Consider the following 12,402-nt stretch of genomic DNA (forward strand, 5'->3'; position numbering starts at 1 on the left):
AGATGCGGTGGCGCAACCTATATAACAGGCATGCGTCCGCAAGACATCCTGTTGCCAGCTGCTGCCGGCCTGTGCTGCAAGCCCGGCGGCTTCCATATCGACCCTGTCCGTCCGGTGGAGCGGGCCGTGATCACCCACGGCCATTCCGACCACGCCCGCGCCGGCCATGGCGCAGTGCTGGCGACGCAGGAAACGCTGGACATGATGCGGCTGCGCTATGGCGAGAATTTTGCCGGATCGACGCAAGCGATCAGCTATGGCGAGGAGATCCGGCTCGGCGATGTCACCGTCAAGTTTCATCCGGCCGGCCACGTGCTCGGCTCGGCGCAGATCGCTGTGACGTGCAAAGACACCTGCATCGTCGCCTCCGGCGACTACAAGGATGCATTCGACCCGACCTGTACCTCGTTCGAGCTGGTGCCCTGCGACGTCTTCATCACGGAGGCCACGTTCGGGCTGCCGGTGTTCCGGCACGGCGATGCCTCCGACGAGGTGAAGAAGTTGCTGGCGTCCGTCGCGCTGTTTCCGGAGCGCGCGCATCTCGTCGGCGCCTATTCGCTCGGCAAGGCGCAGCGCGTGATCAAGCTGCTACGCAACGCCGGCTACGACGCGCCGATCTACCTGCATGGCGCGATGGAGAAGATCACCGAATACTACCAGAGCCGCGGCATCGACCTCGGCGAGCTCAGGCCGGTGCTGGGCATGAAGAAGGCGGCGCTCGCCGGCACCATCACGCTGGCGCCCCCGTCGGCCACGTCCGACGTCTGGACGCGGCGCTTTCCCGACCCCGTCACTGCGTTTGCGTCAGGCTGGATGCGCGTGCGCGCCCGCGCACGGCAGCGCGGCATCGAACTGCCTCTGGTGGTCTCCGACCATGCCGATTGGGACGGCCTCACCGCAACTATTGCCGCAACCGGCGCCGGCGAAATCTGGGTCACCCACGGCCAGGAAGATGCGCTGGTGCATTGGTGCAAGTCCCAGGGTCTGCGGGCGCAGCCGCTCGACCTGGTCGGCTATGGCGACGAGGAGGAGAGCGAGACGCCGCTTCAGGACGAGGCGGAAGCATGAACCGCTTCGCCGAACTGCTGGACCGCCTCGCCTACGAGCCCGGCCGCAACAACAAGCTGCGGCTGATCACCGGCTATTTTCGCGAGGTCGGCGATCCCGACCGCGGCTACGCGCTGGCTGCGCTCACCGGCGCGCTCAGCTTCAAGCACGCCAAGCCGGCGCTGATCCGCGATTTGATCGCTTCGCGCACGGATGAGGTGCTGTTCGGGCTCAGTTACGATTACGTCGGCGATCTCTCGGAGACGGTGGCGCTGATGTGGCCGAAGACCGCGTTGGCCGCCCACAACAACCCACCTCCCCCCACCCTCACCGAAGTCGTCGCCACGCTGCGCACGCTCGGCAAGACCGAGCTGCCAAAGCAGCTCGAACGCTGGCTCGATGAGTTGGATGAGACCGGCCGCTGGGCGCTGCTGAAACTCGTCACCGGCGCGTTGCGCATCGGCATCTCCGCGCGCCTTGCGAAGACCGCAGCCGCAGCGCTCGGCGACAAGGACCCGCATGAGGTCGAGCTGATCTGGCCCGGCCTCTCGCCGCCTTATCTCGACCTGTTCGCATGGCTGGAAGGCCGCGGCGAGAAGCCGGTCAATCGCGATCCCGCGCCGTTCCGGCCCGTGATGCTGGCACACGCGATCGAGGACACCGATTTCGCCACGCTCGATCCCGCCGACTACATCGCCGAATGGAAATGGGACGGCATCCGCGTGCAGGCGGTGGCAGGCCGCGATGACAGGGGGCAGATCACGGCGCGGCTTTATTCGCGCACCGGCGAGGACATCACGGGGAGCTTTCCCGATCTCGTGCCATCGCTGCGGCTGGCAGGCGCGATCGATGGCGAGCTGTTGATCCTGCGCGAAGGCCGCGTGCAGAGTTTTAACGTCCTGCAACAGCGCCTCAACCGCAAAATCGTCTCGCCAAAGCTGATCAAGGAATTTCCGATCCATTTGCGCGCCTACGATCTGCTCGGCGACGACGAGAACGATCTGCGCGAGCTGCCGTTCGCGGAACGGCGCGAACGGCTGGAGACATTCATCGGCAAGCTTGACGATCCCCGCATCGACCTGTCGCCCACAGTCCCCTTCGCGAGCTGGGACGCGCTGACCGCTGCACGCGCCGATCCCGCGAGTGCGGGTGCGGGCGACGACGCGGACGCCGTCGAGGGCGTGATGCTGAAGCGGCGCGATGCGCCTTATCTGCCGGGCCGCCCGAAGGGCCAGTGGTGGAAGTGGAAGCGCGATCCGCACATCATCGACGCCGTGCTCATGTACGCGCAGCGCGGCCACGGCAAGCGCTCGTCCTATTACTCCGACTACACCTTTGGCGTCTGGACCGAGGGCGATGGCGGCGACGAACTGGTGCCGGTCGGAAAGGCCTATTTCGGCTTCACCGACGAGGAGCTGCTGCAGATCGACCGCTTCGTCCGCCGCAACACCACGGAAAAGTTCGGCCCCGTCCGCCATGTCGTGCACGAGGGCGACAAGGGGCTGGTGCTGGAGGTCGCGTTCGAAGGGTTGCAGCGCTCGCCGCGGCACAAATCTGGCGTCGCCATGCGCTTTCCCCGCATCAGCCGGCTGCGCTGGGACAAGCCGCCGCGCGAGGCCGACCGACTGGAAACGCTGGAAAAGATGCTGAAGGCGGAGGCGGAGGTTGAGGCGTGAGCCGATAGCCGCCACGAAGCTAGCCCGCTGCACGCCCCGCCCGAATTAAAATCCCGTAAGCCGATTGACGCCCTGTTCCGGGTTCCCCATGTGCCTCGCCGTGCCCTATAATGGGGTCGAATCCCCCTGAGGAGTTTGAGATGGTCCAAGACGTCAGAGATTTGCCGGCCGGCCGCAGCGATGGGCTGAACCGCTTTCTCGGCGGCTCGCCGCTGGCGGTCGCGTTTCGCCTGGTCCTGCTCTCGATTCTGGTCGGCGTCGTGCTGGCCGCGATCGGCTTCGATCCCTGGAACATCCTCATCAGCATTCGCCTGCTGTTCCAGCGTCTCTGGGATCTCGGCTTCGATGCCGTGAACTGGCTGTGGCGTTACTTCCTGCTCGGCGCCGTCATCGTGATCCCGATCTGGCTGCTGATGCGCGTGTTCGGCGCGCCGCGCGGCAGGTAGGATTTGGGAGCCCGCAGCCGATGCGACTGCGTTTCGTCGGCTGCGGCGATGCCTTCGGCTCCGGCGGCAGGCTCAACACCTGCTTCCATGTGTCAGGGCGCGAGGCGAATTTCCTGATCGATTGCGGCGCGTCGGCTTTGCCGGCGCTGAAGCAGCTCGAGATCGACCTTAACGACATTGACCTCATCCTGATCACGCATTTCCACGGCGACCATTTTGCCGGCCTGCCGTTTGTCCTGCTTGACGCGCAGTTCTCGCGGCGGACGCGGCCACTGACCATCGCCGGCCCGCAAGGCATTGAGGCGCGGCTGACGCAAGTGATGGAAGCCTTATTCGAGCACGCTTCGAAGACCAAGCCGCGCTTCGAGCTCAACGTCGTCGAGCTCGCGCCCGGGCAAAGCCAAAGCTTCCGCACGGTGAATGTGACGCCCTACCCCGTCGTGCACGGCGAATCCGGTGGGCCATTCCTGGCCTACCGTGTCGAGACCGAGGGCCGCACGCTGGCCTACAGCGCCGACACCGAATGGACGGAGACGCTCATTCCGCTGGCGCATGGCGCAGACCTTTTCATCGCTGAAGCCTATATGTACGAGAAGGTGGTCAAGAATCATCTCAGCCTGAAGACCTTGGAACAGCATTTGCCCGCGATCGGCGCCAAACGACTTGTCCTCACCCATATGAGCGACGACATGCTGTCGCGCCTGGAGGACGTGCCTCACCTCGCCGCCGAAGACGGCATGGTGCTCGTGTTCTGATGCACGCGCCCGTTCATCCCAAGGTCGGCTCACGCCAGGTGTTCGCCATTGCGGGTCCCGCGATGGTCGCGAACCTCACGACGCCGCTGATCGGTGTGGTCTCGACCACCGCGATCGGCCGGCTCGACGATGCCGCTCTGCTCGGCGGCGTCGCTATGGCCTCCGTGATCTTCGACTGCCTGTTCTGGCTGTTCGGCTTCCTGCGCATGAGCACGCTCGCCTTCACCGCGCAGGCGATGGGCGCGGGCGAGGCGCGCGAGCAGACCGTGATCCTGGTGCGCGGCTTCATCGTCGCGGGCCTGATCGGTGCGGCACTGATCGCGCTGCAATTGCCGCTCGCCGCCGGGCTGTTCGATTTGATGGGCGGCAGCGAAGGCGTGACGCGCGCGGCAAAGACCTATTTCATGATCCGGATCTGGTCGTCGCCGTTCGCCTTCGCCAACTACGTCATCCTCGGCTGGCTGGTGGGACAGGCCCGCGCCAATCCGGCGCTGCTGCTGCAGGTCGTCATCAACCTCATCAACATGGTGGCGACGATTTTGCTGGTGCTGGTCTACGACACCGGCATCGCGGGCGCGGCGATCGCGGCGCTGCTGTCGGAGACGATCGGCTTCATGCTCGGCTGGATCGTGTGCCGGCGCTATGCGGATGGTGGCTTCAAGGTGCCCCGCGCCACGCTGTTCGACCGGGCCAAACTGATGCGGCTGCTGGCGGTGAACTCCGACATCATGATCCGAACCGCGGCGCTGATCGTCGTGTTTTTGTTCTTCACCGCCAAGGGCGCGCGCGCCGGCGACGTCACGCTGGCGGCGAACTCCGTGCTCAACAATTTCCTCCTGGTCAGCGCTTTCTTCCTCGACGGCCTTGCCAACGCAGCCCAGCAGCTCTGCGGCCGCAGCTTTGGCGCCCGCGATGCAAAAGGTTTTGCGGATTCGACCCGGCTGGTGCTGCTGTGGGGACTCGGCTTCGCCATCGTCGTCGCCGCGCTATTTGCGCTGTTCGGGCCGGCCTTGATTGATTTCATGACGGCGAGCGAAGCCGTCCGCCACAGCGCGCGCGAATTCCTGCCGTTCGTCGTGCTCGCGCCAATACCCGGCGTGTTCGCCTTCGGCTTCGACGGCATCTATATCGGCGCAACATGGGCGCGCGAGATGCGCAACCTGATGCTGGCCTCGCTCGCGATCTTCCTTGCCGCCTGGTGGGCGCTGCAACCGTTCGGCAATGCCGGACTGTGGGGCGCGCTGCTCGCTTCCTACGTCTCGCGCGGCGGGTTGCAGGCCGCGCGATATCCGGCGCAGTTCAGGGCGACGTTTCCGAAAGTCTGACGATCGTGTCCCCGACGCGCTGCAGCGTGAAACGCTGCTGCGCAGAGCCGAGACCCAGAGCGCGGCCGCATGGGCCCCGGCTCTGCAGCGCACCGCTGAAGAAGCGCTGCGCTGCGTCCGGGGCAGGAAACTGCTCTACAATCCCGGCCAGTCTTCCGCGGTCAGCGTTGCGGCATCGGCGCCGACGATCTCGGACAGAGAATCCCGCCCCGTCCGCAGCAGCGTCGAGGTGAGATCGCGCTTGATCTCGTCGACGAGGCCGAGGCCCTTGTAGACCAGCGACGAATAGAGCTGGATCAGGCTCGCACCGGCGCGGATTTTTGTCAGCGCAGCGCCGCCGGAATCGACACCGCCAACACCGATCAGCGGGAATGCGCCCTCAACGCGCACATAGGTCTCCGCGACCATGCGCGTCGACAGGCGGAACAGCGGCCGGCCGGACAGGCCACCCTGCTCCTTGGCGCGCATCTGCTCGCGCAGCGTGCTCGGCCGCGCAATCGTCGTGTTCGACACGATCATGCCGTCGACCTTGCGCGAGCGCGCGACCTGCACGACATCGTCGAGCTGGGCGAGACTCAAATCCGGCGCGATCTTGAGCAGCACCGGCGTGTCGCCGGCCTTCTGCCTGACACGCTCGCGCGCATCGATCACGCGCGCGAGGAGCTCGTCAAGCAGCGCGCCTTCCTGCAAATTACGCAGGCCGGGCGTGTTCGGCGAGGAGACATTGACGGTGAAATAGCTCGCAACCGGCGCAAAGGTCTCGATCAGCTTGACGTAATCATTGACACGATCGGCTGAATCCTTGTTGGCACCGACATTGACGCCGACGATGCCGCCGTGCTGCGCGCGCGCCGCAAGCCGGCGTAGCGCGACTTCCGCGCCGTCATTGTTGAAGCCCATGCGGTTGATCACGGCCTCGTCGCGCTCGAGCCGGAACAGCCGCGGCCGCGGATTGCCGCTTTGCGGCTTCGGCGTCACCGAGCCGATCTCGACAAAGCCAAAGCCGAGTCGCAGCAGCGCATCCGGGACTTCGGCGCTCTTGTCGAAGCCAGCGGCCATGCCGATCGGGTTGGGGAAGTTGAGCCCGAAGGCGCGCACCGCGAGCTTCGCATCGTCAGGGCGCGGCTTGACCGGCGGCAGGAAGCGCAGGCCCTGGATCGCGAGGCGATGCGCGTCTTCTGCATCAAGCCAGCGCAGCAGGGGCAGCGAAAGAGCATCGAAGGCGCGGATCACGGGGCAAGCTCCGGAACGTCGTGGCCGCCGTCGGAGCGCATGTTGAGGTTGATCACCGAGATCACCGCGCCGAGATCGAGCTCGCCGTAGAGGTGCGGAAACAGCTCCTCGTTGCGCGAGCGCTCCCAGCGCAATTCACTCCCGAGCGCATCGCCGTCGACCTCGACCAGGAACAGCGCGCGCTGCCCGAAATAATGTTTCCGCAGGGTCTCGGGAACCTGGGGGGCAGTCGAGAAATGGATGAAACCGTCGCGCGAATCGTCCGCGCTGCCGCGGTAGACACCCTGGCGTTCCGCCTCGCGCCAGGCCGAGGCCGGACAGATTTTGTAGATCTTGACCACCGCTTGCGCAGCCCTGTTTGCTCGTTGAGTCTCTTGGGTTTTTTCGTCTGGTAGGGCTCTTTGAAACCCGGCGCGACCGTAAAGGCGGGTCCTCCCGAACTCAAGAGTTAGCCGCCACCCCTTGCGCGAAAAACAGAAAACCGGTTGATTTGAGGACAGTTTTCCTGAGTTGCGACGGGCTGGACCTTCCATGGTCAGACAGGCCAAAGCGCAGAGGATACTGACTCACGACCAGATCTGGATCGCACTGGATCGGCTGGCGGAGCGTGCCGGGCTGTCCCCGTCGGGCCTTGCCAAGCGCGCCGGGCTCGATCCCACCACCTTCAACAGGTCCAAGCGCGTCACCGCCGACGGCCGCGAGCGCTGGCCGTCCACCGAATCGATCGCAAAAGCGCTGGGGGCGGCCGGCTGCTCGATGGACATTTTTGCGACGCTGATCGACGACGAGGCGGGCGAAGGCCGCACCGTACCGTTGCTCGGCTTCGCGCAGGCCGGCGCGAGTGGTGCTTTCGACGAATCCGGTCTGCCGTCCGGCAAGGGCTGGACTGAATTCGCGCTACCCGCCACCGAGGACAGCCACATTTTTGCGCTGGAGATATCAGGCGATGCGCTTGCGCCAGTCTATCGCGACGGCGACATCATTTTGGTCTCGCCCGGTGCGCCGGTCCGCAAGGGCGATCGCGTGGTGGTGAAGACCAAAGCGGGGGAAGTGACGGTCGCGACACTGAAGCGCCGCACGGCCAAGGCGCTGGAATTGCGACCGCTCGATGCCGCTCAGGCGGAGCGGACGATGGCGGCAGGTGAGGTCGCATGGATCGCGCGGATCGTGTGGACGAGCCAGTGAGCTTGCTCCATTTCCCGCGAAAAGCGGGGAATCCAGTACGCCGGCCTCTCGACTCGATCACAGCCGCCTCTGGAATACTGGATCACCCGCCCCAGTGCGCAATTGCGCACAAGGGGGGGTGATGACAGCGAGAATGCGGCTACGCGCTCCGTGCCAGCGCGCCGTCGATCATGTTGACCGCGTTCTGCACGCCGTAGACCGCGACGAAAGAGCCGAAGCGCGGACCCTTCTCCTGTCCGAGCAGCACCTGGTAGAGCATGTTGAACCAGTCCAGCGTGACGCCCGGACGGCCGTCCTTGCCCTTCTTGACCTGGTCGAGGAACGGCTCGCGGCGGCCGATCTCGTAGACGACATTCTGGATGTCCTCGGCGGAAGCGTCCTGCGGCAGCTGCGAGAGAGCTTCGCGCAAATCCTGCAACGCGGCGCGCTCGATTTCGGTCGGCTGGCGAAACGTCTTCATCGGCGCGACGAAGTCGCGATAATAGTTGATGGCGTAGCCGACCATCGCATCGAGCTTCGGATGCGTCTGCGGGCTCACACCGGGACGATAGCGGCCGATAAAACCCCACAGCGTCTCGGCATTCTCCGCATTCGACGACGACACCAGCGTCAGCAGCAGCTGGAACGTGACGGGCATCTCGACCTTCGGCGGATGGCCATGGTGGATGTGCCAGACCGGATTGCCGAGCTGCTGCTTGCCATCCTGCTTGGGAAAGCCATCAATGAATTGCTGATAGTCGTCGACCTGGCGCGGGATGACGTCGAAGAACAGCCGCTTCGCCGCCTTCGGCTCGCGATACATGAACAGCGACAGCGATTCCGGCGAGGCGTAACGCAGCCATTCGTCGATGGTCAGGCCGTTGCCCTTCGACTTCGAGATCTTCTGGCCCTTCTCATCGAGGAAGAGCTCGTAATTGAAGCCTTCCGGCGGCGTGGCGCCGAGCGCCTTGGCGATCGCGCCTGACAGCTTCACGGAATCAATCAGGTCCTTGCCGGCCATCTCGTAGTCGACGCCGAGCGCGACCCAGCGCATCGCCCAGTCAGCCTTCCACTGGCATTTTACATTTCCGCCGGTGACGGGTGTCTCGACCTCTTCGCCGCTGTCGGGATCGACATAGGTCACCGTGCCGGCCGCGATGTCGCGGCGGATCATCGGCACCTGAAGCACGATTCCGGTGGTCTTGCTGATGGGGAGGAACGGCGAATAGGTCGCGCGGCGATCTGGCCCGAGCGTCGGCAGGATGATGTCCATCACTTTGTCGTAGGCCGCGAGCATCTTCAGCAGCGTCGCGTCGAAGCGGCCGGACTTGTAATAGTCGGTCGAGCTCGCGAACTCGTAGTCGAAGCCGAAATGATCGAGGAAGGCGCGCAGCCGCGCGTTATTCGCGGCGCCGAACGAGGGGTATTCGTTCGAGAAGGGATCGGGCACGGCCGTCAGCGGACGTCCGAGATATTGCGCCATCAGATCCTTGTTCGGCACATTGTCCGGCACCTTGCGGAAGCCGTCCATGTCGTCGGAGAAGGCGAGCAGGCGCGTCTTGATCTTGTCCTCAGTCAACACGCGGAAGGCGTGGCGCACCATCGAGGTGCGCGCGACCTCGCCGAACGTACCGATATGCGGCAGGCCCGATGGCCCGTAGCCGGTCTCGAACAGCACCTCATCCTTCGGGCTTTTCTTCAGCCGCGCGACAATGGCCTTCGCCTGCTCAAACGGCCAGGCGTTGGATTGTTCGGCGAGCGCACGCAGGTCGCTCGGATTCGCGGCAAGATCGATAACGGACATCAGGGCCTCCGGGCCGCGGAAAATAGCGATTTCCGGGCAGAATGCAATTTGTGGGGCGGCGTGGCCGCATCCACCGTCATTGCGAGCGAAGCGAAGCAATCCAGACTTTCTCCGCCGAAACAGTCTGGATTGCTTCGTCGCAAGGGCTCCTCGCAATGAGGCGGAGGGAGCAGCGAAGAGACTAAAACGGGCTCACCGAGAAATACCGCAGCCACAGATCGGTGAAGCGGCCTTTTTCCCAGACGCGGAACATGGCCCAGTTCAGGGCCTGGCGCAGCACGTCGTTGCCCTTGCGTACGGCGATGCCGATGCCCTCGCCGAAGAAGCGGCTTTCGACGAAGGGACCGCCGGAGAAGGCACAGCAATCGCCGGAATCCGTGCCGTTGATCCAGAACGCCAGTGAGATGGCGTCGCCGAAGATGAAATCGACCTCGCCCTTGCGTAACGCGCTCCGGAGCGCGTCGTCATTGGGATAGCCGTGCAGCTCGGCGTCGGTGAACATCGCCTTGAGATACGCCTCGTGCACGGAGCCACCGATCACGCCGACCTTCTTGCCCTCGAGATATTCAGGGCGGATCTCCGGCATCACCGCATCCTTGCGCGAGACGAAACGCGCGGGCACCCGGTAATAGGGATCGGTGAAGTCGACGCGGGCGCGCAGCTGCGGGCTCACCGCCATCGAGGCGATGATGGCGTCGCCCCGGTTGGAGGCGAGCGCGTCGACCAGCGTCTCGAAGCGGCGCATCTGCACCGTGCAGGTGACCTTGATCTCCTCGCACAGCGCGCGGGCAAGATCGACATTGAAGCCCGCCGGGTTGCCGTCGGCGCCGGTGTAGTTGAACGGCGGATAGTCGGTTTCGGTCAGGAAGCGGATCACGGTCAGGCGCGACAGGTCCGGCCGCTCCGGCCGCCGGCGCGGATCCCAGAAGCCGGGGACGGCCTGGGGGGCGGCTTGGGGTGCGACCTGCGGCGTGGCCTGAGGCGTCGCGGGAGGCTGCTTGGCAGGGGCCTGGGCCGTGGCGGCGGTCAGGCCGGCCAGCAGGCAGACGCCTGCGACCAGCCCGGTCAGAAGCCCACGGGCAGATTTGGACGATTTCGCCTGTTGCGATGGAGCCATCGGCCGGAAATGAACGAATTTCATTGGGATCGGAGGGCGTTATAGACCATCCGGCCGGGAACGCGAGCGGGGAATGCGGCCAAGATGGAGGTGCGCTCCCTCCCCCGCTAGCGGGGGAGGGTCGGGGAGAGGGTGTCTCCACGGAGGGACAATCCCCCAGAGGAGAGAGCCCTCACCCGGCGCTCCGCGCCGACCTCTCCCGCAAGCGGGAGAGGTTACACCGAGAACGCCGCGCGATGATTCCGCCAAATACCTACAGATACCGCTTCAGATCCGCCGCGGCCTCCTCCGGGGTCCGCTTCAGGTTGAACGGCGAGACGAAGCGGCCGTCGCGGTCCATCAAATAGATCAGCGCGGTGTGGTCCATGGTGTAGTCGCCGTCCTTGGTCGGGACCTTCTTGGCGTAGACCCGATAGGAGGTGATCACCTTGGCGGTCTCGGCGGGGTCGCCGCTGAGGCCTTCCAGATGCGGATCGAAGCTGGAGAGATAGTCCTTCATCGTGGCGGGCGTGTCGCGCTCGGGATCGACCGAGATGAAGACGGCGTTGACCTTGTCAGCGTCTTTACCCATCGCGCGCAGCACCTCCGAGATTTCGAACAGCGAGGTCGGGCAGACATCGGGGCAATGGGTGTAGCCGAAGAAGATCAGGGTTGGCTTGCCCTTGAGATTCTTGTCGGTGAATGCCTTGCCGGTCTGATCGGTGAGCTGGAACGGGCCGCCGATCGCGGCCGGCTGCGCCACCTTGCTGACCCCGCCCATGGCCCAGAACACGATCAGCAGCCCGAGAACGAGGCTTGCGGCGAAGGCGGTCGCGATCACCAGCGGACGGGCGGCGGAACTCATGAGCGAAAAACTTCCTGTCGGGGGTCAAAAGCAGGCAGCGAAGCCGGTCCTGACCATTTCGAAGAACACCTGGGAGCCGTAGTGGAACCACAGCGCGAGCGCGCCGACCACGACCAACCCGCCGATGCCGGCGCCTGCCAACAGCAGCACGGACGGCAGCCGGCCGGCAGTGGGCGAATTGTCCGATACAGGATGGGCCGGGTGCAGTGGTTGAGCCATGACAACGATCGGGCCGAAGGCCGGGGTTCCCAAGCTCTCAGATAAGCTTCGGCCCGCCTGCGGGCAAGGCGCCGCTGGCTGGCAAACGATCCCGCCCGTCAGGCAGGGAATGTCAGTGCAGGAGCTGGCCCCGGGCGGATTCGAGCTGGTCCGCTTGCGGGAGAGGCGCGCGCGACGGCTTGCTGGTCGAGGCCTGCGCGTCGAGGTAGCAGGGCTTGTACATGGCTTGGAGCTGCCTGCCCTTCAGGAACAGCATGTGCGGGGTGAGGCCGCCGCGCTGGCTGATCCAGCGTTTCACCTGCGAGGGATACATCGCATAGAGCATCTGGGTCGCTTCGGAATTGGTCACGGCGCGGCCGTTGGTGCCGAAATCCCAGGCGGCGTGGAAACCGAGCGTCGCGTGCGAGGTCACACAGATGCGGTCGCGCGGGATAGCGCCGAGGACGATGGTGCAGGCCGAGGCGCAGAGGCCGTCAATGATGACGGTGTCACCGGACTGGCGCAGGTCCTGGTATTTGTCGACGTAAGTTCCGATCCGTCCACCACGGTCATCCGCGATGCGAACAACCGCGTGAGAAGCCCCCATGCAACCGACCAGGAGGACCGCCGCCAGCAACCCCGTCAGAAACTTCATTGTCCCCCGCCCCAGTCGAATTCGAATCTGCGTGTCAGGTGGTGATGCACGGCTAGCGTCTGTCGTAACCAAGGTTTTGTCTAGGCAGGCCGGCTCGCTCAAAACAAATTCAAATCCAGTGTTGCGCCCGCGCTGCAC

At 64.9% G+C, this 12,402-nt stretch carries 13 protein-coding genes; 6 read left to right on the top strand and 7 right to left on the bottom strand.

Going from position 1 to position 12,402, the window contains the following annotated elements; all coding sequences use genetic code 11:
- The first annotated feature begins 30 nt into the window (after window positions 1-30).
- From B5V03_RS32375 to B5V03_RS32395, 5 genes are all read left to right on the top strand, one after another.
- Window positions 31-1,068, top strand: coding sequence for a ligase-associated DNA damage response exonuclease (locus B5V03_RS32375; RefSeq protein WP_129274497.1), 1,038 nt, complete (start codon window positions 31-33; stop codon window positions 1,066-1,068).
- Window positions 1,065-2,723, top strand: a complete 1,659-nt coding sequence (locus B5V03_RS32380; RefSeq protein ID WP_129274456.1) for a cisplatin damage response ATP-dependent DNA ligase — start codon at window positions 1,065-1,067, stop codon at window positions 2,721-2,723. The genes B5V03_RS32375 and B5V03_RS32380 overlap by 4 nt, the downstream gene beginning before the upstream one ends.
- Window positions 2,724-2,863: 140 nt before the next feature.
- Window positions 2,864-3,169, top strand: a complete 306-nt coding sequence (locus tag B5V03_RS32385) for a DUF6460 domain-containing protein (protein WP_129274457.1) — start codon at window positions 2,864-2,866, stop codon at window positions 3,167-3,169.
- A 20-nt stretch (window positions 3,170-3,189) separates the two neighbouring features.
- The gene (locus tag B5V03_RS32390; RefSeq protein WP_129274458.1) at window positions 3,190-3,924 is read left to right on the top strand and encodes an MBL fold metallo-hydrolase; all 735 of its coding nucleotides are present in this window, start codon (window positions 3,190-3,192) and stop codon (window positions 3,922-3,924) included.
- Window positions 3,924-5,249: an MATE family efflux transporter gene (locus tag B5V03_RS32395; RefSeq protein ID WP_129274459.1), complete on the top strand. Its 1,326-nt coding sequence runs from the start codon at window positions 3,924-3,926 to the stop codon at window positions 5,247-5,249. Before B5V03_RS32390 ends, B5V03_RS32395 begins: the two co-directional genes overlap by 1 nt.
- 135 nt (window positions 5,250-5,384) lie before the next feature.
- On the opposite strand, the gene B5V03_RS32400 is transcribed toward B5V03_RS32395, so the two are convergent.
- Together B5V03_RS32400 and B5V03_RS32405 are read right to left on the bottom strand one after the other, a co-directional pair.
- Window positions 5,385-6,482: a quinone-dependent dihydroorotate dehydrogenase gene (locus B5V03_RS32400; protein WP_129274460.1), complete on the bottom strand. Its 1,098-nt coding sequence runs from the start codon at window positions 6,480-6,482 to the stop codon at window positions 5,385-5,387.
- Window positions 6,479-6,823, bottom strand: a complete 345-nt coding sequence (locus B5V03_RS32405) for a DUF952 domain-containing protein (RefSeq protein WP_129274461.1) — start codon at window positions 6,821-6,823, stop codon at window positions 6,479-6,481. The genes B5V03_RS32400 and B5V03_RS32405 overlap by 4 nt, the downstream gene beginning before the upstream one ends.
- A gap of 190 nt (window positions 6,824-7,013) precedes the next feature.
- Between B5V03_RS32405 and B5V03_RS32410 the strand changes: the two genes are divergently transcribed.
- Window positions 7,014-7,667, top strand: coding sequence for a S24 family peptidase (locus tag B5V03_RS32410; RefSeq protein WP_129274462.1), 654 nt, complete (start codon window positions 7,014-7,016; stop codon window positions 7,665-7,667).
- Window positions 7,668-7,806: 139 nt separating this feature from the next.
- Here B5V03_RS32410 and B5V03_RS32415 read toward each other — a convergent pair whose 3' ends face one another.
- The 5 genes from B5V03_RS32415 to B5V03_RS32440 form a co-directional block, all read right to left on the bottom strand.
- Window positions 7,807-9,450 (bottom strand): lysine--tRNA ligase, encoded by a 1,644-nt coding sequence (locus tag B5V03_RS32415; protein ID WP_129274463.1) that lies wholly within the window; start codon window positions 9,448-9,450, stop codon window positions 7,807-7,809.
- Between the two features lie 181 nt (window positions 9,451-9,631).
- Entirely contained in the window at window positions 9,632-10,567 is a 936-nt protein-coding gene (locus B5V03_RS32425) for a transporter substrate-binding domain-containing protein (RefSeq protein ID WP_129274498.1), read from the bottom strand.
- 253 nt (window positions 10,568-10,820) lie between these two features.
- Entirely contained in the window at window positions 10,821-11,411 is a 591-nt protein-coding gene (locus tag B5V03_RS32430) for an SCO family protein (protein ID WP_129274465.1), read from the bottom strand.
- A 24-nt stretch (window positions 11,412-11,435) separates the two neighbouring features.
- A complete protein-coding gene (locus tag B5V03_RS32435; RefSeq protein WP_129274466.1) occupies window positions 11,436-11,630 on the bottom strand; it encodes a hypothetical protein in 195 nt (64 codons plus the stop codon).
- Window positions 11,631-11,742: 112 nt separating this feature from the next.
- The gene (locus B5V03_RS32440; RefSeq protein ID WP_164988441.1) at window positions 11,743-12,264 is read right to left on the bottom strand and encodes a hypothetical protein; all 522 of its coding nucleotides are present in this window, start codon (window positions 12,262-12,264) and stop codon (window positions 11,743-11,745) included.
- Between the last annotated feature and the right edge of the window lie 138 nt (window positions 12,265-12,402).

It is taken from the genome of Bradyrhizobium betae (genome assembly GCF_004123905.1).
Classification (GTDB): domain Bacteria; phylum Pseudomonadota; class Alphaproteobacteria; order Rhizobiales; family Xanthobacteraceae; genus Bradyrhizobium; species Bradyrhizobium betae_A.